Raw genomic sequence first — 23,340 nt, 5'->3', positions numbered from 1 at the left:
TCCACACAATTATACTTTTTAACAAACACCTCTGTCAAATGGATGTGAATATGTTGTTAAATCGTCAATAAACCTGTGTATAGATGGAATATTATCCACAAAATAAGCGTGTATATCTGTGAATAAGTGGATAACTTACAAGAATGAATAGTATATCAAAAGATAACCAATTTGTGGTTTTGGGAAATAATTTATAAAAGTGTATGAAATTTGTATAATTGAAAAATCGATAGATTTGAAGCGAAAAATATTTATATGCTAAAGTGAATCTACTATATTAATAGATGTATTTATTAATACAGTTTTTAAGTATCAAGTGCTGATTTGTATTATTAGCAAGATGAAAATATGCTTGAAATTGATGCTTGCTTTATAAAAAAGATTTTGTTATATTGTAGTAGTTGCTTGAATTATGACTAGAAATTAATAATATTAAATCAAGACTTGAAGCAAAAAGCTTATATTAATTTATCTATTATAATAATTAGATAACCGAATACAGATGGAGGTGTTTTTGCATGGTAAAACGTACTTATCAACCAAATAAACGTAAACATAGTAAAGTTCATGGTTTCAGAAAACGCATGAGCACAAAAAACGGTCGTAAAGTTTTAGCGCGTCGTCGTCGTAAAGGCCGTAAGGTATTATCAGCATAAGATCACTGACTCATCAGTGGTCTTTTTTTTGGTTTAAAATAACGTAAATTAATAGCAAAATTATTGTTATTATTAAAAATTCAATACATGTTATGGCTTGATATATAATAATGAATGTAATGAAAAGATAAGCGAGTGATGTTTCGTGGAGAAAGCATACCGAATTAAAAAGAACAGTGATTTTCAATTTATATACAAAAAAGGAAAATCAGTAGCAAATCGTCAATTTGTAGTCTATACGAAACCTAATAAAGAACTAGAACACTTTAGACTGGGTATTAGTGTTTCTAAAAAATTAGGTAATGCTGTTGTTAGAAATAAAATTAAGCGTGCTATTCGTGAAAGCTTCAAGGTGCATAAGCAAAATATATTACCAATGGAAATTATTGTCATAGCTAGGCAGCCAGCTAAAGATATGGATACTCTTCAAATCCAAGCAAGTTTAGAACATGTTTTAAAAATCGCTAAAGTTTTTAATAAACGAATTAAATAGGGTAGGGGAGATTGAATATTTAAGACTTACGTAAGTCTTACCTCAGACAACCCTTAGGCCAACTTCTTAGATTTTTTAAACAAGATGTTAGCTTTTTAATCCAAAACTATTTACAATATTATAATGATAAATTTTAGAATAAAAGGAGGCGAGATGGATGATGGATTTAGATACGATAACGAGTATATCCACACCTATGGGTGAAGGTGCTATCGGTATTGTACGTTTGTCAGGTGTTGACGCAGTAAATATTGCAGACAAATTATATAGAGGGAAGGAATCATTAGAACATGTACCTTCTCATACAATAAATTATGGACATATTGTTGACCCTGAGACAAATGAAGTGGTAGAAGAAGTAATGGTGTCTGTCTTACGTGCACCGAAAACATTTACTAGAGAAGATATCGTTGAAATTAATTGTCATGGTGGTATTTTAACCATCAACAGGGTATTAGAGTTGACGATGACACACGGTGCTAGAATGGCAGATCCTGGTGAATATACAAAACGTGCGTTTTTAAATGGGCGTATTGATTTATCTCAAGCCGAAGCGGTGATGGATTTTATTCGTTCTAAAACCGATCGTGCATCTAAAGTTGCAATGAATCAAATTGAAGGTCGTTTAAGTGATATGATTAAGCGACAGCGACAATCCATTCTCGAAATCCTTGCACAAGTAGAAGTTAATATAGATTATCCAGAATATGATGATGTGGAAGATGCCACAACAGAAGTATTATTAGAAAAATCGAATCAAATCAAGTCAGAAATTAATAAGTTATTAGATACAGGTACACAAGGGAAGATAATGAGAGAAGGTTTGGCAACGGTCATAGTTGGTAAGCCTAATGTTGGTAAGTCATCCATGCTAAATAACCTGATCCAAGACAACAAGGCGATTGTAACAGAGGTACCTGGTACGACTCGAGATACTTTAGAAGAGTATGTAAACGTCCGCGGTGTACCTTTAAGGTTAGTAGATACTGCTGGCATACGTGAAACAGAAGATATCGTTGAGCGTATTGGTGTAGAGCGTTCACGCAAAGCTTTAGGTGAAGCGGATTTAATCTTGTTTGTGTTAAATTACAACGAACCTTTAACAGAAGAAGATCGCAAGCTATATGAAGTTATTAAAAACGAAGATGCCATTGTCATAATTAACAAGATGGATTTAGACAAACGATTAGATATTTCAGAAGTTAAAGAAATGGTTGGAGATATGCCAATCATTCAAACATCAATGCTAAAACAAGAAGGTATTGATCAGTTAGAGATACAAATTAGAGATTTGTTCTTTGCAGGAGATGTCCAAAATCAGGATATGACATATGTATCGAATTCAAGACATATTTCATTGTTAAAACAGGCGAGAAATTCAATTCAAGACGCTATAGATGCTGCAGAAGCTGGTGTGCCAATGGATATGGTTCAAATAGACTTAACGAGAACTTGGGAAATTTTAGGTGAAATTATCGGAGAATCCGCAAGTGAAGAATTGATAAATCAGTTATTTAGTCAATTCTGTCTAGGGAAATAAAAGGGAGGAAAAAAATATGGCTCAAGAATATGATGTAATAGTAATTGGAGCCGGACATGCTGGTATAGAAGCTGGACTTGCTTCAGCAAGACGTGGTGCCAAAACGTTAATGTTAACAATAAATTTAGATAATATTGCATTTATGCCATGTAACCCATCAGTTGGTGGCCCGGCTAAAGGTATAGTAGTTCGTGAAATAGACGCATTAGGTGGCCAAATGGCAAAAACAATCGATAAAACACATATCCAAATGCGTATGTTAAATACGGGTAAAGGACCAGCAGTCAGAGCACTTCGCGCACAAGCAGATAAAGTACTTTATCAACAAGAAATGAAACAAGTCATTGAAGATGAAGAAAACCTTGATATTATGCAAGGCATGGTAGATGACTTAATCATTGAAGATGAAGTGATCAAAGGTGTACGTACGAACATTGGTACAGAATACTGGGCAGATGCAGTCATTATTACAACCGGTACATTTTTACGTGGCGAAATCATTTTAGGTAATATGAAATATTCAAGTGGTCCAAACCATCAATTACCATCTATTTCACTAGCTGATAATCTTAGAAATCTTGGATTTGAAGTAGTGAGATTCAAAACAGGTACACCACCACGTGTTAACGCCAAAACGATTGATTATTCTAAAACAGAAATACAACCAGGTGACGATGTTGGTAGAGCGTTTAGTTTTGAAACAACGGAATATATTTTAGATCAGCTACCTTGTTGGTTAACATATACGAATGGAGAAACACACCAAGTTATAGATGACAATCTACATTTATCTGCGATGTACTCCGGTATGATTAAAGGTACAGGACCTAGATATTGCCCATCAATTGAAGATAAATTTGTAAGATTCAATGATAAACCTAGACACCAACTTTTCTTAGAACCAGAAGGTAGAAATACTAATGAAGTATATGTACAAGGACTATCAACAAGCTTACCTGAACATGTTCAACGTCAGATGTTAGAAACAATCCCAGGCTTAGAAAAAGCGGATATGATGCGTGCAGGATATGCCATTGAATATGATGCGCTTGTACCAACACAATTGTGGCCAACACTAGAAACTAAAAAAATTAAAAATCTATATACTGCAGGACAAATCAACGGAACTTCTGGCTATGAAGAAGCGGCAGGACAAGGCATCATGGCTGGAATTAACGCAGCGTCAAGAGTATTAGGCGAAGAAGAAGTCATCTTAAGTCGTTCAGATGCTTATATTGGTGTCTTAATAGATGACCTTATAACAAAAGGTACAAATGAACCATACCGTTTATTAACATCTCGTGCAGAATATCGTTTATTATTAAGACATGACAATGCAGATTTACGATTAACAGATTTAGGTTATAAATTAGGTATGATTTCTGAAGAACGTTATGCACGTTTCAATGAAAAACGTCAAATGATAAAAGATGAGCAAGCACGCTTAAATGAAATTAGAATAAAACCTCACGAACGCGTACAAGAAATTATTGAAGCGCAAGGCGGTTCTCGTTTGAAAGATGGTATATTAGCTTTGGAATTATTGCGTAGACCTGAAATGACGTATAACTTAATTCTAGAAATTTTAGAAGAAGAAAATCAATTACCAAGTGATGTAGCAGAACAAGTTGAGATTCAGACAAAATATGAAGGCTATATCAATAAGTCGTTACAACAAGTTGAAAAAGTAAAACGTATGGAAGAAAAGAAAATTCCAGAAGACTTAGATTATAGTAAAGTCGATAGTTTAGCGACTGAAGCACGCGAGAAATTAGCGGAAGTTAAACCGTTAAATATTGCGCAAGCATCTCGGATTTCAGGTGTGAATCCAGCAGATATTTCGATCTTATTAGTGTTCCTAGAACAAGGTAAAATACAAAGGGTGGAAAGTTAAGATGAGTGTAAAATGGTTAACTGAGCAACTCAGCACACAAGGTATCGAACTTACAGAGAATCAACAACATCAATTTCAAACGTATTTTCAAATGCTCGTTGAATGGAATGAAAAAATGAATTTAACAAGCATTACTGAAGAACATGAGGTGTATTTGAAACATTTTTATGATTCGATTGCACTCAGTTTTTATACGGATTTGACACAAGCGCAAACAATTTGTGATATTGGTGCTGGTGCTGGTTTTCCAAGTATTCCATTAAAAATTATTTATCCTAATTTAAAAGTTACAATTGTAGATTCATTAAATAAACGCATCCATTTTTTAAATCAGTTAGCAGAAGCATTAGATTTAGAAAATGTGAGTTTTGTACATGATCGCGCAGAAATATACGGGAAGGGAGACTACAGGGCGTCTTATGATATTGTAACTGCACGTGCAGTTGCTAGACTTTCCGTATTAAGCGAATTGTGTTTACCGTTAGTTAAAAAGGGTGGACAATTCATTGCTTTAAAATCAGCTAAAGGCGAAGAAGAATTGGAAGAAGCGCGTTTTGGTATAGGAGTCCTCGGTGGTAAACTTCAGGATGTCATTTCATATGAATTACCAGAAGATGCTGGTGAAAGGCAAATAATCAAGATAGATAAGAGAAGCGAGACACCAAAGAAATATCCAAGAAAACCAGGAATGCCCAATAAGTCTCCATTACTTGAAAAAGAAAAGTGATTTAATACAACTAATTTAGAGGGAGCGCATAAAATATGAAGAAACCTTTTTCTAAATTATTTGGTTTGAAAAATAAAGATGACATTGTTGGTTATATTGAAGAGGATCATAATAGTGTTGAATCTATTCATACTGAACGTATTGTGCCAAATCGTTATCAACCAAGACAAGTATTTGAGCCAAATAAGATTAAAGAACTCGCAGAATCAATAGATGAGCATGGATTGTTACAACCGATTGTAGTGCGTCCTATAGAAGAGGATATGTTTGAAATTATTGCTGGAGAGCGTAGATTTAGAGCCTTACAATCGTTGAATAAGACATACGCAGATGTCATTATCAGAGATTTAGGCGATGAAGAAACTGCAGTGGTAGCTTTAATAGAAAATATTCAACGTGAAAATTTATCTGTTGTAGAAGAGGCAGAAGCTTATAAGAAACTTTTAGAACTAGGCGATACGACACAAAGTGAATTAGCTAAAAGTGTAGGTAAAAGTCAAAGTTTTATAGCAAATAAATTGAGATTATTAAAATTAGCGCCTAAAGTGATAGAACGTTTGCGTGAAGGCAAAGTTACAGAACGTCACGCACGTGCGATGCTAAGTTTATCAGATGAAGATCAAGAAACATTGGTGGAAACGATTATAAGCCAAAAGTTAAATGTGAAACAAACTGAAGCAAGAGTAAAACAAAAAGTTGGCCCTGAAAAAGTGAAAGCGCAAAGTTTTGCATTTGAAAAAGACTTAACGGATGCACGTGAAGCGGTAGGCAAAAGTTTAGAGGAACTTGAAAAAAGTGGTATCAAGTTTGAACATCAAGCGAAAGACCATGATGATTATTATGAAATCAAAATTAAACTTTATAAAAAATAACATTTGAGGTTAATTAAACATATGACCTCCGCAAAAAGTACAACTTCGTTTTCATTTAAATGAGGTTGTACTTTTTTTATTTATTATAAATATTTATGAATTAGTTATCATTTAAATACAAAGATTATTTTAAAAGTATTATTTATTTTATATTCCCTAAAAATTAAAAATAAATAAATAAAAAAACGTTTGTAGGATTGTAGAATAATAAAATATGTGATTAAATTAAGAAAACGCTTACATATTAAAGGGGGATTTAAAATGGTAACGTTTATTGTATCTATTATATTATTAGTTATAGGTTATTTCACTTATGGGAAGTATATTGATAAAATGTTCGGAACGAAACAAGATAGGCCAACGCCGGCATATAATCAACGTGACAATGTTGATTATTTACCTATGAAGACGTCATCAAATTCACTCATTCAGCTATTGAACATTGCAGGTGTAGGTCCGATTTTTGGACCGATTATGGGCGCATTATATGGACCAGTAGCATTTATATGGATTGTTGTGGGATGTATTTTTGCAGGTGCAGTACATGATTATTTGACTGGAATGATTTCAATTAGAAACAAAGGGGCACACTTACCGGAGCTTGCTGGTAAATTTTTAGGTCAGGTCATGAAACACTTTGTAAATATCTTCTCAATTTTATTATTATTGCTTACTGGTACAGTTTTTGTGACAAGTCCAGCGTTGTTACTACATAATTTATTAGATGGTCGCATTGCATTAGGTATCATTATCTTTGTGATTTTTGTTTATTATATTTTGTCTACAATTTTACCTATAGACAAAATCATTGGACGCATTTATCCAATTTTCGGTGCATTATTACTCATTAGCGCAGTAGGTATAGGTTTCCGTCTTATTCAAACAGGTGCACCGATACCTGAAATTAATTTGAAAAATATGCATCCAGACGGTGCTCCCATATTTCCACTACTATTTTTTACAATTACTTGTGGTGCTTTATCTGGTTTTCATGCTACACAAACGCCTATTATTTCGAGAACGACAAACAAAGAGAAAAATGGTCGCTTTATATTCTACGGCATGATGATTGCTGAAGGTATTATAGCAATGATTTGGGCTGCTGCAGGCATGAGTTTATTTAATGGATATAGTGGATTAAATGATGTTTTAGCACGTGGTGAAGCGGCACTTGTTGTAAGTGAAGCATCACATCTATTGTTAGGTTCTGTGTTTGGAACGATTGCAGTACTGGGTGTTATCATCTTACCAATTACCAGCGGTGATACTTCTTTCCGTAGTGCACGTATGATTATAGCTGATTATTTAAATTATGGTCAGCGTAGTATGTTAAAACGAGTGATTGTAGCTGCACCATTATTTATCGTAAGCTTTGGTTTGACTCAGGTAGATTTTACTATTTTATGGCGCTATTTCTCTTGGGCAAATCAAACTACAGCTGTCGTAGCCTTATGGGTAGGTGCAATGTACTTACTTATCGCGAAAAAGAATTTTTGGGTGGCAGCAATTCCGGCAGTCTTTATGACTTGGAATATTTTTACTTATATTTTAAGTCAGAAGATAGGTTTAGGTTTGGATCTTAATTTAAGTTATATTCTCGCCTTTGTATTCACAGTTTTATGGATTGGTTACTTTACTTATCAATATAAAAAAATTACTGCAGGTGCTTCATTTGAATTAGATCATCCTATACCGTATCAACAACAACAAACTGTGACGTAAGTATAAAACGATGATGGATGCTGATTTTTAAAATCAGTGATAAAAGCGAGTTAAAGATGAATGACAATAATGAGAGTAAGATACGTAATTAAAACATAATTTAGTTGTGGTCTTACTCTTGTTTTATGTAAGACTAAGGGATGTCTAATAAATGCTGTAATAGCAGCATGACAAAAAGTTTTTACATAATTAAATGTGCGTATGTCAATATAATTTGGTAGTCTAAATTAGAAACACACTATAGTCTCAAGTTAAAGGAGCTTGGCAAATGAACATAGGTAATCAAATTAAATTTTTTAGACAGCGCGATCATTTATCACAAGAAGATTTAGCCGCAAAATTGTATGTTTCACGACAAACAATTTCAAATTGGGAAAATGATAAAAGTTATCCAGATATACATAATTTGTTAATGCTTAGTTCTTTGTTTCAAGTTTCTTTAGATAACTTAGTTAAAGGAGACATAGAGATTATGGAACAAAAGTTAAAACAGAGCAAATTTAATTTATGGAGTCATTTAATGATTTGGCCTATGTTATTATCCGCAATCTTAGCAGGTCCAACCCTCTACTATTGGACGCCATTATGGATTATAGCTGAAACTATACTTTTAGCGACAATGATTATTTCATCATTTAAAGTAGAATCATTAAAAAAATCGTATAGAATACAAACGTATGATAGGATAGTTGCTTTTATGCATGGAAAAGACCCTAATGATATCTATAGTAGTAAATTACGTAATACCGTAACTTTTATGTATAGTTTTATACTTTGTGTTGGGTTATTTATAATACTTGTGCTATTAAGTATGTATTTTTTTGATGTATTGTAATAGTTATTTTTCGTAACGCCTTGTAGTTAAAGATTTATTATAACTACGAGGTGTTTTATTTATTAAATATATGATTTTTTCAATCGTATACACTACGCATGAGCAAATATTATTTCTTATAGAATAATATTCAAATTTTAATAATAGTATTGCTTTACCACCCGGGAAATATTAATATTAAGTAAATAATTTGTAAATAAAATATTAAGAAAAATGATTGCTAATTTAGGGGTGATTATATGTTTCGTTTTTTAAAACCGGCAAAGCATGTGGATCCTTTACCATCTGATAAGGTAGATGATACATATAAAAAATTACGATTACAGGTTTTTTTAGGTATTTTTATCGGTTATGCAGGTTACTATTTGTTGAGAAAAAACTTTTCATTAGCGATGCCTTCTTTAATTGAAGATGGTTTCAGTAAAGGGGAACTTGGTATCGCACTTTCAGCGATTTCAATCGCTTATGGTTTTAGTAAATTTGTAATGGGCACCGTAAGTGATCGCAGTAATGCACGTGTATTTTTAACATTAGGTTTGTTACTGACAGCAATTGTTAATTTATTGCTAGGATTCGTACCATTCTTTACTTCTAGTATTACAATCATGTTTATTATGTTATTTCTAAATGGATGGTTTCAAGGTATGGGATGGCCGCCATCAGGTCGTGTACTCGTACATTGGTTTAGTGTAAGTGAGCGTGGTAGTAAAACGTCTATTTGGAACGTAGCGCATAATGTTGGAGGAGGTCTAATGGCACCGATTGCAACATGGGGCATTTCTATGACTGCGCTTTATAATTTTGGTTATTTAAGAGGGTTTGAAGGCGTTTTTATTTATCCAGGGTTATTGGCGATTGTTATTGCAATTATTGCATATTTTTTGATCAGAGATACTCCTCAATCACAAGGCTTACCACCTATTGAACGTTTTAACAAAGATTATTCAACGACGACGCATGAAACACTTGAAACAGAGTTAACAACAAAAGAGATATTGTTTAAATATGTATTAAATAACAAGTGGGTGTGGGCGATCGCCTTTGCTAATATTTTTGTCTATTTTGTACGTTATGGTGTATTAGATTGGGCACCTACTTATTTAAGTGAAGAAAAACAATTTAATTTAAACGAATCAGGGTGGGCTTATTTCCTTTATGAATGGGCTGGCATTCCAGGAACACTATTGTGTGGCTATATTTCCGATAAAGTATTTAAAGGGCGTCGTGGTCCAGCAGGTTTCTTCTTTATGCTAGGCGTTACAATCTTTGTATTGATTTATTGGTTGAATCCACCAGGTCATGCATGGTTAGATAATTTATCATTAATTGCAATAGGATTTTTAATCTATGGACCAGTGATGTTAATTGGTTTACAAGCTTTAGATTATGTACCTAAAAAGGCAGCAGGAACAGCTGCCGGTCTAACAGGCTTATTTGGTTACCTATTTGGAGCTGTGATGGCTAACATTGTTTTAGGTTTTGTCGTACAACATTTTGGATGGGATTTTGGTTTTGTTTTATTAACCATTATTAGTATTTTAGCGATGCTAAGTTTTATTTTAACTTGGAATAAACGAGGACAAGAACAAGTACATTAAAAATAAGCAATATATGGCGCGAGTGTGAGGTCAACTGAGTGATATTGACTTCATAGTCGCGCCTATTTTTATAAACGAAAATCATTTTAGAAACTATTCGAGTAACGGTTAGTTGTTCATGTAAGCAATAAATCATAGGTATTATTAAAAGAAGAATATTAATAATTGAAATATTATGTTAATAATGGTTATTTAATGAATAATTTATATAAAAATGTGGTAATTAAATAATAAGTGAGTACACTAAAAATTTCTATGGTATCGATACTTCATTGTTTCAATATAAAATGCGGCTCAATACGTTAGTTATTTCATTAGTAAAATACGCATTAAGGCACCAAAAATATATTTAAACGAGCAAAATTGCATGTGCTGTTTTGTATCAGTTTAATTAAGAAAGGTGATTGATTATGTATAAAAATATTTTACTACCATACTCTTTTGATAATGATTTCGATAACATTCCTGAAAACTTAGCAAAATTAGTCGGCGAAGATTCCACTGTAGTTGTTCATAATGTCATGACTGAAAATGATCTATTAGCGAGTGTACGTTATGAAAATAAACATAAAGAAGATATCATTAAAGAAAAAGAAGAAGAGCTTTCTCCATTTCTTGAAAAATTAAAAGCACAAGATATTAATTATAAAGTCGCTATCGAATTTGGACCTGTAAAAGATACCATACTTGAGAGAATTAGTTTTGGGGATATGGATGTAGGTGATTTTGATTTAGTAGTAATGAGTAACCATCGCGTGAGTATCGATATCAAACATGTACTTGGAGATGTTACGCATAAAGTTGCTAAAAGAAGTCCTGTACCAGTACTGATAGTGAAATAACATCAAAATTATGTATTGAAATGCTTTTAATGTAGTAACACGCGTTATAATTTCTCAAAAACATCATATTTTTAAGACTAGATTGTAATGCTAAAATTATTTTCTAGTCTTTTGTTTTGAAATTAAAATATGCACAAGTTTATTTTAAAGTAAATGATTTTATCTTTCATAAATATATTTTTAGAAATATTGAACTTTTAGTTTTAGTTTTGTAACCCTTTGATGACGGCTTTAACCGCATTTTATTATATTAAAACAAGCTTTGCTGCTGTTGTTTTAATATATAAAGTCTGTTATTCTGCCTAATGTTCAATTATAAGGGAGGTTACTAATTTTGGAAAATAAACAACATAATGCTAATGGGAAGAAACTGTCTTCTGTTTTTACTTATAGTATTATTATTACCGCAATAGTTGTATTATTGGGTGCAATCTTTCCAACTCAGTTTAATGAAATAGGGACAAATATTACTGGTTGGATTACTGAATACTTTGGTTGGTATTATATGGTTATTGTAGCACTCATGATATTCTTCTGTGTTTTCTTAATATTTAGTCCAATCGGAAAATTGAAATTGGGAAAACCTGAAGATAAACCTGAATTTAACACAATTTCATGGTTTGCGATGCTATTTAGTGCTGGTATGGGAATTGGTTTAGTATTCTGGGGAGCAGCTGAACCAATCAGTCACTTTGTATCACCACCATCTGGAGAGCCACAGTCAGCACATGCTTATAAAGAAGCTTTAAGAGGCGCATTTATGCAATGGGGCTTCCATGCATGGGCAGTATATGGTGTTGTAGCATTAGCGTTAGCTTACTTCCAATTTAGAAAAAATGAACCTGCATTAATTTCAAAAACATTACGTCCAATTTTCGGAAATAAAGTAGACGGTCCGCTTGGTACTGTTATTGACGTAGTATCAGTTTTTGCCACAATTGGTGGTGTTGCAGTATCACTAGGTTTAGGCGCTATGCAAATCGCAGGTGGTCTAAACTACCTATTTGATATTCCGAATAATATTGTGACACAAGGTATTATTATTGTGATTGTTACAATCTTATTCTTAGCGAGTGCTTGGTCAGGTTTAAGCCGTGGTATCCAATATTTAAGTAACGCTAATATTGGTCTAGCTGGCATAATCTTATTGTTTATTTTTATTGTAGGACCAACTGTTCTTATTTTAAATATGCTAACAAGTTCAACAGGTGAGTATTTAAATACGTTATTATTTAACATGTTTGATACGGCACCATTAGATCCACAGAAAAATGAATGGATGAAATCGTGGACGTTCTTCCAATTAGCTTGGTGGATTAGTTGGAGTCCATTTGTTGGTATATTTATTGCACGTGTATCTAAAGGACGCTCAATTAGAGAGTTCGTATCTGGAGTTATGTTAGCACCGGTACTTGTAAGTCTAGTTTGGTTTGCAGCATTCGGTGTTCTAGGTATCGAAACTGCGAAAGATAATCCAAAAATATTTGATATGCCTCCAGAAACTGCATTATTTGGTGTGTTTAATGAAGTACCGTTAGGCTTTGTGCTGTCCATTGTGACATTGCTATTAATAGCAACATTCTTTATTACGTCAGCCGATTCAGCGACATTCGTATTAGGAATGCAAACAACATTTGGTTCATTAAACCCATCAGCTATGATTAAAGTGGTTTGGGGTATTGCGCAAGCATTGATTGCATTTATCTTATTATTCTCAGGTGGAGATAATGGATTAAATGCTCTACAAAATATGGCAATCATGACCGCCTTACCATTCTCTATCATCATACTTTGTATGATGGTCAGCTTCTATAAAGATGCGAATAAAGAGCGTAAATTCTTAGGTTTAACACTATCACCAAACAAACATAGATTAGAAGAATATACGAAAATTGCAGAAAATAGAAGCGGCAATAAATCAGAGTAATTATTAAATATAAGAAATAACTGGGACATAAATTTCAATCTCAAAATAGAGGACTAATTCGTTTTTCAAACGAATTAGTCCTTTTTGTATGAAAAATGTTTTGATTTTGTTCGTGCATGCTTGCCTTGGGATATGACTCGAGCCTGTAATCTCTCGCTCATATTATTTTCCAGGATTACATTACAATGCAAAATTGCGACTCAGCAAAACAATCGTTCAAAATGAGTAACTAATTGTATAACAACAAAACAAACGTCAACATCTATTATAGAAATAGGTGTTGACGTTTAGGCTTAATACAAAAATATTAAATACTCATCTTTACAGCTATTTTAAAACGTAGAACTTTTTTATTTTATCTTTGTGATGTGAATCGAACAGTATAAAAAGATTTTAGCATGCTGTCATTTTTACAAAAATTGATGAATCTATCAAAATTGATTGAGCGTCATAATGTTTTCTTTCCTGTACTACATCCACGTTTAGAGACACAAGAATTACATTTACCTGCTTTGGCTTTCTTGAAAAAGTTGAATAATGTAAAAACAACATAACTAATAATAGCTAGAAAGATAATTACATTGATAATAATCGTCATTAAATCACATCCTTAATAAAATAATAATCCAATTTGATAAAAGACAAATGAAAGTAAATATGCAGTGATTAATGGATATGCTACAGCCAATATAGTCCATTTAAGAGAATATGTTTCTTTACGAATGGTCGCAACCGTAGATAAACAAGGAATATATAGCAAGATGAAAATCATAAACGAATATGCTGATAGTGGTGTGAAATGACTTTGTATAATATTTACAAGACCAGCTTCGTCTGATGCATAGATAATTGCCATCGAGCTAACGATAACTTCTTTTGCTAAGAATCCAGGTATTAACGTAGCACCCGCCTGCCATGAACCAAAACCTAATGGCGCAACTAATACAGCAAAGAAACTTCCAATTGAATGTAAAAAGCTATCATTAACATCGACATTGAAACCACCGGGACCGGTATAATTCAATAGCCAAATAATTACTGAACCAGCAAAGATAAATGTTCCTGCTTTTTTAACAAAACCTTTAGCTTTTTCCCATGTACTTCTCCACAGTGTTTTGACTGAAGGTAATCGGTAAGTAGGTAATTCGACAATAAATACAGAATCATCATTTTTTAATACTGTTTTCGTTAGTAATACACTTGTTAATAAAGCGACGACGATACCAAGTACGTATAAACTTAAGACGATGAGCGCCTGATGAGATTCAAAAAACACACCTACAAACAGTGCGTAAACGGGTAATCTCGCTGAACAAGACATAAATGGTGCAATCAAAATCGTTGTAAGTCTTTCTTTTTCACTTTCAATGCTACGCGCCGCCATAATACTTGGCACGTTACAACCAAATCCAATAATCATTGGTATAAAAGATTTACCACTAAGACCAAAGTATTCCATAATACGATCCATTAATATTGCAATACGAGACATATAACCAGAGTCTTCTAACAGAGAAATGAAGAAGAAAAGCACCAGTATTTGTGGCACAAATACAAGTACTGCACCCACACCAGCAATAATTCCGTCATTGATCAAATCTTGTAAAAATGGAACGAGGCCTAACTTATCCATCAGGTTGGATACTGTATCTGTAAAGGTACCGCCTAAAAATTCATCTAATGCATCGGATATAGGTGTTCCAATCCAAGTGAATGTGACGTGGAAAATAAGCCACATAATGATTAAAAAGATTGGGATACCTAAATATTTATTTGTTAAAATACGATCTATACGATGAGTGAAATATTGTCGTTCTTCATCAGGATATTCAACTGTATCTTTTAAAATATTGTCTATATATGTATTGCGTGTTGCTTGTATTTCATCTCGTATAGAATTATCTAATTCTTCTGATAAATTTTGACGCAATAATGTTATTTCTTTCAAAACAGCGTCATCTAAAAAGTCATGAATTTTTGGATTTTCTAATAAAAATTGTATTGAGATAAAACGTGCCAATTGTTTATCAATAGAGGTTTTAGATGTTAAATGTGATTCAATTTGTGATATTGTAGCTTCAATGTGCTTACCATAATTTAATTTTAACGGTCTATTTTTGGATAAGCCATTGTCTTTCAAAGAATCTAATAATTGATGTGTGCCTTTTCCATTTCTTGCTATTATAGGTAGTAGTGGCAATTTTAATTTTTTCATAAGTGCTTGCTGGTTGATACGAATACCACGTTTTGTAGCAACATCAACCATATTTAATCCAATAATTAAAGGTGCACCTAATTCCATTAGTTGAACTGTAAGCTGCAAATTACGTTTGAGTTGGCTGGCATCTATAATATTAATCATGCCAGAAAATTGACTATTCAATAAATAATCAGTAACAACCATTTCGTCTTTTGATATAGGTGATAATTCATAAATACCTGGTAAATCAACGAGGTCTCCAATATGTTGTTTGAGACGACCTACTTTTTTCTCTACAGTTACACCACTCCAGTTTCCTACATATTCGTATGTGCCAGTCAATGCGTTAAATAATGATGTTTTTCCAACGTTAGGGTTCCCTAAAATACAATAACTGTTAGTCATTGGCTTCCTCTAATTCGATCTGACATGCATCACAGCCACGAATACTTAAGCATTGACCATTCACTTCTAATATACAAGGACCCTTGAACAAGCACTTTTGTTTAATTTTTAACTTCGTACCATTCACTAAACCAAGTGCATTTAACCGGTGACGCATGTGTTGATTTTTAATGTTCATTTCTTTGATTTTGTAACTCTTTTTTAAGTCTCCACTTTTTATGCTTAACATAAAACTCACTCTTTCTTATAATGAGATAATAATAATCATTATCAATTATACTATTATGTCAAATATAATAGAAGTAAATTTTAATATAATTCTGTGAATGTTTTGTTAAGCATTATTGCCTGTAACATATATTACTTTGTTTTTTTGATTTTAAAAAATAAAAAGACAAATCATTGAGCAAAGAAATTGCTATCACGACGATGTAATATTACACTTAAATTAAACAATAACTATACTAAGTATGAGATGAAATAACTCAGTCAAAAGATGTTTGGAAGATTAACTGGTGTTCAATGCTTTTGAGTTTCGGATATGAATCATAAATCGTTATATGAAAATATATGTGTGTTTAAAAATTGAATTACATATTGAGATAGGAGGGATTCAAATGGTTATCCGTGATAATAAACGCATAAAAGTAAAACGTTTAAATGAAACGCGCTCAAGTGGGATTTCTGTCATGATTGAAGAAGGTGGTTTGGGAGCTGACCAATATTATCAAATAGAAAAGCAAAATGCGAAAACATCTGAAGAACACTTACATCAATTTGAACATGAAGTAAGTGAAAAAAATAATGCTGAACTGATTGATTTATTAATTATAAATGCGCAAGAAAGTACGAATAAAGCGTATAGTGAGGCGTTAAAGACAATTCAGCAAGAAGTGTTAAACCGAATGAAATCATAAATATTGTATTTAAACCAAGATTTAATAAATAAGAAGATAACCAAGACTATTGATATAACTATTTACAGTTGTATCAATAGTCTTTTTAATATTTAAACATAGGTAAGACTTAGGGTACGCTAAATTAAGTGCTGCAGAAGTGAAATAATATTCAAATTAAATTAGGCCAACCACGATAATACAATCAACTATAAGGTATACAGCTATAAAAAGCCATGCAACACAGATATATTACTCGTATTTGTCGATGATATTGTTCAATTTATTTAAATAAGCTTCTTTTAGTTGCTTAGGATATATGATATGGACATTTTCACCTAAAGCAATTAAATAATTCACCATATAATCCAGTTCTTCAATATTATAACCACCAGTAATATAAGGTGTACCTTTTATATATTCTAAGTTCATATTGGGATAGTTGTTTTTGGAATATTGCTCTACTCCAAATGGTGTGAGCTGACATTTAAATGTGACATTATGATAGGTGCTTTCATATTGTTTTTGAAATTCAGCAAGTTGTTCTTTTGTATAGTTATTTTTTCTCGAAAGATTGATTGTTAATTGTTCGATATAATCACATCGAAATGTACCCCATTTGTCATTTTTTATATCATATGCGCTACAGAACCATATGCCGTTTCTATAAAACAACTCATAAATCTGTAATTCTGTATCAATTTTTTTGTATTGTGTATAACGGATGTGAACGGTTTGTTCATAGATGATAGATTTTAAAATACTAGATAAATATTTTACATGACTGACAGGTGGTACATTATGATAAGTAACAAAATCTAATGTTTTCAAGATCTTATGTTGCTGTTCCGTTGGTATTGTAGCTAATAATTTTTCACTGATTTGTGTATAAGATTTTTGAAAAGGTGTTGTAGATAATAAATCTAAAGCTTTAAGTGCAAAAAAGATTGCTAATACTTCATCATTATTAAAATATATGGGTGTTAACAAATTCTGTGAAATGATTTTATATCCGCCATAGCGCCCGTTTTCTACATATATACTAAGTCCCATGTTTTCTAATTCTTGTACATCTCTTAACGCTGTTCTTTTTGAAATATTAAATTCTCTCATTAAATCAATTAAATGAAAAGCATGTTTGTTACTTAAAAAGATAAGCTCTTGATTTAATCGTTCAGATTTTTTCATATTTTCTCCTTTAAAGGTGACTTATTTAGACACCATTGAAATATATACTTAGGTTAACAAATTTTTAAGGAGAATGTATATGAAAACTTTAATGATTAATGCACATCCTGATTTTAAAAAAGAAGATAGCTTTTCTTTTAAATTAAAAGAAATGTTTCTTGAAGCATATGGACAATTGTATCCAAATGAACAACCAGAAGTTTTGAATTTATATGACATTCAGTTGCCTCGTATTGAAAAAAATCAATTACTGAATGTATGGCACAAGCAACGTGAAGGAGAAAAATTATCCGAAGTAGAAGAACTGATTTCAACCAAAACATCAGAGTTACTACAACAATTTAAAGCGTATAAAAGAATTGTCATTATTTCACCATTACACAATTTTAATATTACGTCACGACTTAAAGATTATATAGATAATATTATGATTGCACGTGAAACGTTCAAATATACTGAAAATGGATCTGTAGGTTTAATGACAGATAATTATAAAGCGTTATACTTACAAGCAAGTGGTTCAATTTATACAAATGATGATCGTTATAAATTATTAGATTTTTCTTATCATTATTTGAAAGCGATGTTTGAAGATATTATGGGGTTTGAAGAATTTTATGTAGTTAGAGCTCAAGGAACTGCGATATTACCTGAAAATGACATTTTAAATGATGCAAAATTAGATTTAAAGCAAGTATTGCCATCATTTTATGCAAAATAAATTGATTGTAATAAGGAGATTAAGACAAAAATAAGATCATATCTTTCATATTATATACGTACCATATAAGAGATAGTTGTATGATAAATATATGAAAAAAGTATGTTTATATAGGTTTTGAAATTACTAAAATGTGTTTATTCAGCTAAGAAATATTTAAAATAATCATGCATTTGTAAAAGATTCTTTTTTAAAAGGATATGTACATTACAATTAAAAATCACTATACTGTAATACGTGTTTGTACATTATTAACAAGGAGAAAATTGATGAATCTTTTAAAACAAATTTTCAAAAAGGAAGATATTGCTAAATTTCAAAATAAAGATGCTCATTTAGAGCGTACATTAAGAATAAGAGACTTTTTAGCTTTAGGTGTCGGTACAATTGTTTCTACTGCTATTTTTACGTTGCCTGGTGTTGTAGCTGCAGATCACACGGGTCCTTCAGTCAGTTTATCCTTTCTAGTAGCAGCTATTGTGGCAGCATTGGTAGCATTTGTTTACGCAGAAATGGCATCTGTCATGCCTTTTGCTGGATCAGCATATACTTGGATTAGCATATTATTTGGAGAATTTTTTGGATGGATTGTAGGTTGGGCATTAATTGCTGAATATTTAATTGCGGTTGCATTTGTGGCATCAGGATTTTCAGCTAATTTGAGAGGTTTATTAGAGCCTTTTCATATATCACTACCTCAGTCATTATCTAACTCTCTCGGTACAGACGGAGGTATCGTTGATTTATTAGCAGCTATTGTAGTCATTATTACTGCGGTATTACTATATAGAGGAACGTCAGAAGCGGCCCGTGTTCAAAATGCACTCGTGATTCTCAAAGTATTGGCTATTTTCTTATTTATTATCGTAGGTTTATCAGTGATTGATATTGGTCATTACATACCTTTTATTCCAGAGTACCGTGAAACTGCAGCAGGTGCATTTGGTGGCTGGCAGGGAATATATGCAGGTAGCTCTGTCATTTTTGTTGCTTATATCGGTTTTGATTCTATCGCTTCAAACTCTGGTGAAGCGATTAATCCACAAAAAACAATGCCACGAGGGATTTTGGGCTCTTTACTGATTGCGGTTACTTTGTTTATAATCGTTTCACTTGTATTAGTGGGAATGTTTGACTATGCGCAATATAAAAATAATGCTGAACCAGTAGGTTGGGCTTTGCGTATGAGTGGTCATAGTACCGTTGCGGTTATAGTGCAGGCAGTCTCAGTGATTGGTATGTTTACTGCTTTAATTGGTATGATGATGGCGGGTTCTCACTTACTTTATTCATTTGGTAGGGATGGCATCTTACCGTCTTGGTTAGGAAAATTAGATAATAAGAATTTGCCGAACCGTGCGTTAATCGTACTATCGATTGTTGCAATTATTATTGGTTCTGTATTTCCGTTTGGTTTTTTAGCACAATTAATTTCAGCGGGTGCGCTTGTAGCTTTTATGTTTGTTACAGTAGGTATTTTCTCATTGCGTAAAAGAGAAGGTCATGATCTACCACAACCGGCATTTAAATTGCCTTTTTATCCAGTGATGCCAGTGATTATTTTTATTTGTGTATTTATTGTGTTCTGGGGATTAAGTGGTCAGGCTAAAATCTATACATTAATTTGGTTCTGTGTCGGCATCATTTATTATGTATTGTATATTTTAAAGAATCTTAAAAACATCAAAAATTAAACACATTATGGTTTAGACAAAATCTAAGCATTGATTATTATAGTATGTGTTATTTCTTAGTTGAGTAGAAATTTGGAATTAATCGACATTGTTAATTCCGTTTCTACTCTTTTTTATAGCTTGTCTTAAAGTGAAAAGTAGGAAACATGTTAAAATCTCAGACTAAAATGTAATATAATATGGGTTTAATTGGTAGGAATTGATATGAAAATGCGTTTTAATTAAGTTTTAAAATATACATATCACTACTCAATTTTATTGAGTAGTGATATGTATATCATTATTTAGATTTATTAACAAAACGATTTTTAAACATTAGTAGACTAAGTCCAGCAGTTAATGCTAATAAACCAGCACTAATACTTAAAATTTCAGCATTATTCTGTTGTCCAGTATCTGGTAAATTTTGTTGTTCCATTTGGTTATCTTGAGCGTTTGGTGTAACGACTCCTTGTGGTGTATTAATTGATTGATTATTTTTATTGGCAATTTTTTGTGTTTCATTTTCTATAGCTTGTTCGTATGCTTCTGGTGAAACTTCTGTTCGTTTTGGTACGTTATTTTCTAATTGTTGATAGTCTTCGTGAGACATACCATCAGGTTTTACACCACCATATGGTCTATTACCTTGCGTAGTTTGATGTGCTTGTTGTTCTTCTTTTGCTTGTTCAAAGATACTTGCAACTTTTTCATTATAATTGACTTGAGATAACTCGCCAGAATCTTTTTGCTGAGTAAGTTGTGTTATTTTATCTTGATATGTTTGTGGTAGAGCAGAGATATCAAAGTCCATGTTTGCCCAACCATCACCGTCAGGGTCAGTACTACTTGGTAGCGTTTCTCCTGTAACAGTTTTAGCACCATTTTCCTCAGCATTAGCTGTGCCGTTGATGCCCGTCACTGCTATTGAACTTGCTAATAATGACGTAAGTAAAATGTTTGATTTTTTCATTAATTATCCCCCTTTATTATTATATTGATATCACAAATATAACCCCCTCATCAATATTGTTCAAAACATTTTAAAATTAAATTAATAATGTTTGCTATAGAATTTTTTATCTTTGCTAGCGATAACCTTTTTATTGCTAAGATCAATAGTGTTACAAGTACATATTAAATTTTTGCTTTATAGAAATTATTCTATGTTATGTTGTTTTTTTAATGATAAAGCCAAAATGAGTACGATAATCAGTAGAATGCCAATTAATTGAAAACTACGAAACGTAACATTAAGCCAAAAGGCACTTGCTAATATGGCCATAACAGGTTCAATTGTGCCGAAAAGCGTTGTTTCTTTTGCCGATAAGTAATTTAAACTTTCAATAAAGAAAAAGAATGCTATAGCGGTTCCAGCAATAATACCAAAAGTTAAATAAAGTGCAGTCGATCCTGTTAAATGAGACCAGTCAAACTGCCATATAGGTGCTTTGAAATTCATGACAATGCCTGAAATTAACATGGCCCAGCCGACAACTAAAATAGATGGAAACCGAGTTAATAATTGTGTTGCGTAAAGTGTATAGAAAGCAAGTGCTAAGCCAGATATAATTCCCCAAATTACGCTTGGTGTAGATACCACAAGCTTACTAAAAGAGCCGTTGGTTAGTAGTAAAAATGTACCTGATAATGTGAGGATAATCGCAACCAAATCAAAAGGTTTAAAGCGTTCTTTACGTCTAATCACATACCAAATAATGATATATACTGGTGCTATGTATTGCAGTAAAGTAGCGACTGCGGCATTACCAAAATTGATAGACGCCATGTAAGCATATTGAACGAGTAACATACCAAAAATTGAGAAAATGATAAGTTGAAATAAGCTATGCTTATTTTTAAATATATCGAATAATGAAGATTTTCTATTTATTATTTTGTAAATCATTAATAAGACGAAGCCACTGATTAATAACCTCGCAGTTACATACCAATTGACATCAATGTCTCTTTGTTGAAAAAGAAAATCTGATACCGTGCCACCGAGGCCCCAAAATGACGCCCCTACAATAGCTAATAAAATACCTATGATTCGAAATTTTGTTTTATTTACCATATCATCACCTGTAAAATATTAATATATTTATACTATAGCGAGAAAATAAGCGATATAATATATAAAAATAAGCATAAAATAGCAAAATATTGAGGTGTCTCATTTATGTATCAAGAAATTATCGTAGAAAATACAAGAGAAGAATTAATACAATTTCCTGATAAACAATGGAAACATATTATTTTACATACACATTTAAATCGCACGATTTTTGGCTATATTCCTATACATTGGCACCACGCATTACAATTCATGTATGTGGTTAATGGAACACTCAATGTTTCAATTGGTGACGACACATTTAATATTAAAAAAGGAGACGGGCTTTTTATCAATTCAAATGTTGTGCATGAGTTAACAAGTGAATTTTCACAAACAGAGTATTTTTGTTGGAATATTGAGATACCAGAAACGATTAATTATTTAGAATTTAATTATGTATCAGAAATTATAAATAAAGCACATTATGTTCCCTATATATATTTATCCCAAGATGACAAACAGCAAAGAGAACTCTTAGAGATGGTTAACTCAGCTGGGCAAATTTATGAGAAACAAAACTCATACTTTGAACTAGATATTACTGCCAAATATTATAAAGCAATAAAATGGTTATTACTGCATTTGGCAGAAGTAAATGAACAAAAACGATACTACTTTGATTATCGTATTAAAAGACTGATAACGTATTTACAAGATCATTTTCACAAGAAAATTTCATTACAAATGCTAAGTGAAGAGATTCATATGAGTAAGTCTGAAACTGTTAGATGTTTCAAATTTTATGTAAATCAGACACCTATGCAATACTTGGTGAATTTACGATTAGAACACAGCATAAGAATGTTGCGTAGTAAACATCCATATACGATTACTGAGATTGCAATGGCATGTGGTTTTTCAACAACGAGTTATTTTATTAAAGTTTTTAAAGAAAAATACAAGCTCACCCCAAAACAATTTCAGAAAAAGCAAATAACTGTGACGTCATGACTCAATACGGATTAGAAAAATTGCTAATTATAATGATAAGTAGATACAATAAGTTAAATGCCAAATAAAGGGGTCGTTTTT

21 protein-coding genes are annotated in these 23,340 nt (G+C 32.2%); 15 read left to right on the top strand and 6 right to left on the bottom strand.

What is annotated here, in order from left to right:
• Positions 1-518 precede the first annotated feature (518 nt).
• The 11 genes from rpmH to KA830_RS03765 all read left to right on the top strand — a co-directional run bounded on the left by rpmH (position 519) and on the right by KA830_RS03765 (position 13,106).
• The gene (gene rpmH / locus KA830_RS03815) at positions 519-656 is read left to right on the top strand and encodes a 50S ribosomal protein L34 (protein ID WP_000240855.1); all 138 of its coding nucleotides are present in this window, start codon (positions 519-521) and stop codon (positions 654-656) included.
• A 145-nt stretch (positions 657-801) separates the two neighbouring features.
• The gene (rnpA, locus tag KA830_RS03810) at positions 802-1,149 is read left to right on the top strand and encodes a ribonuclease P protein component (protein WP_046207171.1); all 348 of its coding nucleotides are present in this window, start codon (positions 802-804) and stop codon (positions 1,147-1,149) included.
• 160 nt (positions 1,150-1,309) lie between these two features.
• Complete coding sequence (gene mnmE, locus KA830_RS03805) at positions 1,310-2,689, top strand: tRNA uridine-5-carboxymethylaminomethyl(34) synthesis GTPase MnmE (RefSeq protein ID WP_103161350.1); 1,380 nt, start codon at positions 1,310-1,312, stop codon at positions 2,687-2,689.
• Between the two features lie 16 nt (positions 2,690-2,705).
• A complete protein-coding gene (mnmG, locus tag KA830_RS03800; protein ID WP_046207169.1) occupies positions 2,706-4,583 on the top strand; it encodes a tRNA uridine-5-carboxymethylaminomethyl(34) synthesis enzyme MnmG in 1,878 nt (625 codons plus the stop codon).
• A 1-nt stretch (position 4,584) separates the two neighbouring features.
• Complete coding sequence (gene rsmG, locus KA830_RS03795) at positions 4,585-5,310, top strand: 16S rRNA (guanine(527)-N(7))-methyltransferase RsmG (RefSeq protein WP_046207168.1); 726 nt, start codon at positions 4,585-4,587, stop codon at positions 5,308-5,310.
• A gap of 35 nt (positions 5,311-5,345) precedes the next feature.
• Positions 5,346-6,182, top strand: coding sequence for a ParB/RepB/Spo0J family partition protein (locus KA830_RS03790; RefSeq protein ID WP_046207167.1), 837 nt, complete (start codon positions 5,346-5,348; stop codon positions 6,180-6,182).
• A gap of 261 nt (positions 6,183-6,443) precedes the next feature.
• Positions 6,444-7,904, top strand: a complete 1,461-nt coding sequence (locus KA830_RS03785; RefSeq protein WP_204180329.1) for a carbon starvation CstA family protein — start codon at positions 6,444-6,446, stop codon at positions 7,902-7,904.
• A gap of 268 nt (positions 7,905-8,172) precedes the next feature.
• Positions 8,173-8,739, top strand: a complete 567-nt coding sequence (locus KA830_RS03780) for a helix-turn-helix transcriptional regulator (RefSeq protein ID WP_064209816.1) — start codon at positions 8,173-8,175, stop codon at positions 8,737-8,739.
• Positions 8,740-8,978: 239 nt separating this feature from the next.
• Positions 8,979-10,337: a glycerol-3-phosphate transporter gene (gene glpT, locus KA830_RS03775; RefSeq protein WP_064209817.1), complete on the top strand. Its 1,359-nt coding sequence runs from the start codon at positions 8,979-8,981 to the stop codon at positions 10,335-10,337.
• Positions 10,338-10,747: 410 nt separating this feature from the next.
• Positions 10,748-11,179 carry a universal stress protein gene (locus KA830_RS03770; protein WP_204180330.1) on the top strand — a complete coding sequence of 144 codons (432 nt, stop codon included), beginning with the start codon at positions 10,748-10,750 and terminating at the stop codon, positions 11,177-11,179.
• 331 nt (positions 11,180-11,510) lie between these two features.
• Positions 11,511-13,106: a BCCT family transporter gene (locus KA830_RS03765; protein ID WP_225792164.1), complete on the top strand. Its 1,596-nt coding sequence runs from the start codon at positions 11,511-11,513 to the stop codon at positions 13,104-13,106.
• A 448-nt stretch (positions 13,107-13,554) separates the two neighbouring features.
• Here KA830_RS03765 and KA830_RS03760 read toward each other — a convergent pair whose 3' ends face one another.
• The 3 genes from KA830_RS03760 to KA830_RS03750 are packed head-to-tail and all read right to left on the bottom strand — an operon-like array spanning position 13,555 to position 15,940.
• Positions 13,555-13,704, bottom strand: a complete 150-nt coding sequence (locus KA830_RS03760) for a FeoB-associated Cys-rich membrane protein (RefSeq protein ID WP_204180331.1) — start codon at positions 13,702-13,704, stop codon at positions 13,555-13,557.
• 12 nt (positions 13,705-13,716) lie between these two features.
• Complete coding sequence (gene feoB, locus KA830_RS03755) at positions 13,717-15,711, bottom strand: ferrous iron transport protein B (protein ID WP_204180332.1); 1,995 nt, start codon at positions 15,709-15,711, stop codon at positions 13,717-13,719.
• A complete protein-coding gene (locus KA830_RS03750) occupies positions 15,704-15,940 on the bottom strand; it encodes a FeoA family protein (RefSeq protein ID WP_046207160.1) in 237 nt (78 codons plus the stop codon). Before KA830_RS03750 ends, feoB begins: the two co-directional genes overlap by 8 nt.
• A 388-nt stretch (positions 15,941-16,328) precedes the next feature.
• Between KA830_RS03750 and KA830_RS03745 the strand changes: the two genes are divergently transcribed.
• Positions 16,329-16,628 carry a hypothetical protein gene (locus KA830_RS03745; protein ID WP_046207159.1) on the top strand — a complete coding sequence of 100 codons (300 nt, stop codon included), beginning with the start codon at positions 16,329-16,331 and terminating at the stop codon, positions 16,626-16,628.
• A 231-nt stretch (positions 16,629-16,859) separates the two neighbouring features.
• Here KA830_RS03745 and KA830_RS03740 read toward each other — a convergent pair whose 3' ends face one another.
• Positions 16,860-17,795, bottom strand: coding sequence for a helix-turn-helix transcriptional regulator (locus KA830_RS03740; RefSeq protein ID WP_070038525.1), 936 nt, complete (start codon positions 17,793-17,795; stop codon positions 16,860-16,862).
• A 79-nt stretch (positions 17,796-17,874) separates the two neighbouring features.
• On the opposite strand from KA830_RS03740, the gene KA830_RS03735 reads away from it, so the two are divergent.
• A complete protein-coding gene (locus tag KA830_RS03735) occupies positions 17,875-18,516 on the top strand; it encodes an FMN-dependent NADH-azoreductase (protein ID WP_046207157.1) in 642 nt (213 codons plus the stop codon).
• A 269-nt stretch (positions 18,517-18,785) separates the two neighbouring features.
• On the top strand, positions 18,786-20,210 hold the full coding sequence (locus tag KA830_RS03730) for an APC family permease (RefSeq protein WP_210134073.1): 1,425 nt from the start codon (positions 18,786-18,788) through the stop codon (positions 20,208-20,210).
• 280 nt (positions 20,211-20,490) lie between these two features.
• On the opposite strand, the gene KA830_RS03725 is transcribed toward KA830_RS03730, so the two are convergent.
• On the bottom strand, positions 20,491-21,162 hold the full coding sequence (locus KA830_RS03725) for an LPXTG cell wall anchor domain-containing protein (RefSeq protein WP_204180333.1): 672 nt from the start codon (positions 21,160-21,162) through the stop codon (positions 20,491-20,493).
• A 186-nt stretch (positions 21,163-21,348) separates the two neighbouring features.
• A complete protein-coding gene (locus KA830_RS03720) occupies positions 21,349-22,266 on the bottom strand; it encodes a DMT family transporter (RefSeq protein WP_204180334.1) in 918 nt (305 codons plus the stop codon).
• A 105-nt stretch (positions 22,267-22,371) separates the two neighbouring features.
• Between KA830_RS03720 and KA830_RS03715 the strand changes: the two genes are divergently transcribed.
• A complete protein-coding gene (locus KA830_RS03715; protein ID WP_204180335.1) occupies positions 22,372-23,259 on the top strand; it encodes an AraC family transcriptional regulator in 888 nt (295 codons plus the stop codon).
• The last annotated feature ends 81 nt before the right edge of the window (positions 23,260-23,340 follow it).

The sequence above is a fragment of the Staphylococcus sp. GDY8P119P genome, assembly GCF_017892075.1.
Lineage (GTDB): Bacteria > Bacillota > Bacilli > Staphylococcales > Staphylococcaceae > Staphylococcus > Staphylococcus ureilyticus.
The sequence above is the reverse complement of the archived record's forward strand: the minus strand, read 5'-3'. Positions and strand labels throughout refer to the sequence as shown.

What these genes read in the sequence shown, in the direction of transcription:
- KA830_RS03730 (WP_210134073.1), top strand. Translation starts at nt 18,786, where the DNA reads ATGAATCTTTTAAAACAAATTTTCAAAAAGGAAGATATTGCTAAATTT.
- KA830_RS03750 (WP_046207160.1), bottom strand. Translation starts at nt 15,940, where the DNA reads ATGTTAAGCATAAAAAGTGGAGACTTAAAAAAGAGTTACAAAATCAAA.
- KA830_RS03770 (WP_204180330.1), top strand. Translation starts at nt 10,748, where the DNA reads ATGTATAAAAATATTTTACTACCATACTCTTTTGATAATGATTTCGAT.
- KA830_RS03790 (WP_046207167.1), top strand. Translation starts at nt 5,346, where the DNA reads ATGAAGAAACCTTTTTCTAAATTATTTGGTTTGAAAAATAAAGATGAC.
- KA830_RS03740 (WP_070038525.1), bottom strand. Translation starts at nt 17,795, where the DNA reads ATGAAAAAATCTGAACGATTAAATCAAGAGCTTATCTTTTTAAGTAAC.
- feoB (WP_204180332.1), bottom strand. Translation starts at nt 15,711, where the DNA reads ATGACTAACAGTTATTGTATTTTAGGGAACCCTAACGTTGGAAAAACA.
- KA830_RS03720 (WP_204180334.1), bottom strand. Translation starts at nt 22,266, where the DNA reads ATGGTAAATAAAACAAAATTTCGAATCATAGGTATTTTATTAGCTATT.
- rsmG (WP_046207168.1), top strand. Translation starts at nt 4,585, where the DNA reads ATGAGTGTAAAATGGTTAACTGAGCAACTCAGCACACAAGGTATCGAA.
- glpT (WP_064209817.1), top strand. Translation starts at nt 8,979, where the DNA reads ATGTTTCGTTTTTTAAAACCGGCAAAGCATGTGGATCCTTTACCATCT.
- mnmG (WP_046207169.1), top strand. Translation starts at nt 2,706, where the DNA reads ATGGCTCAAGAATATGATGTAATAGTAATTGGAGCCGGACATGCTGGT.
- KA830_RS03735 (WP_046207157.1), top strand. Translation starts at nt 17,875, where the DNA reads ATGAAAACTTTAATGATTAATGCACATCCTGATTTTAAAAAAGAAGAT.
- mnmE (WP_103161350.1), top strand. Translation starts at nt 1,310, where the DNA reads ATGGATTTAGATACGATAACGAGTATATCCACACCTATGGGTGAAGGT.
- KA830_RS03725 (WP_204180333.1), bottom strand. Translation starts at nt 21,162, where the DNA reads ATGAAAAAATCAAACATTTTACTTACGTCATTATTAGCAAGTTCAATA.
- KA830_RS03760 (WP_204180331.1), bottom strand. Translation starts at nt 13,704, where the DNA reads ATGACGATTATTATCAATGTAATTATCTTTCTAGCTATTATTAGTTAT.
- KA830_RS03715 (WP_204180335.1), top strand. Translation starts at nt 22,372, where the DNA reads ATGTATCAAGAAATTATCGTAGAAAATACAAGAGAAGAATTAATACAA.
- KA830_RS03780 (WP_064209816.1), top strand. Translation starts at nt 8,173, where the DNA reads ATGAACATAGGTAATCAAATTAAATTTTTTAGACAGCGCGATCATTTA.
- KA830_RS03785 (WP_204180329.1), top strand. Translation starts at nt 6,444, where the DNA reads ATGGTAACGTTTATTGTATCTATTATATTATTAGTTATAGGTTATTTC.
- KA830_RS03745 (WP_046207159.1), top strand. Translation starts at nt 16,329, where the DNA reads ATGGTTATCCGTGATAATAAACGCATAAAAGTAAAACGTTTAAATGAA.
- rpmH (WP_000240855.1), top strand. Translation starts at nt 519, where the DNA reads ATGGTAAAACGTACTTATCAACCAAATAAACGTAAACATAGTAAAGTT.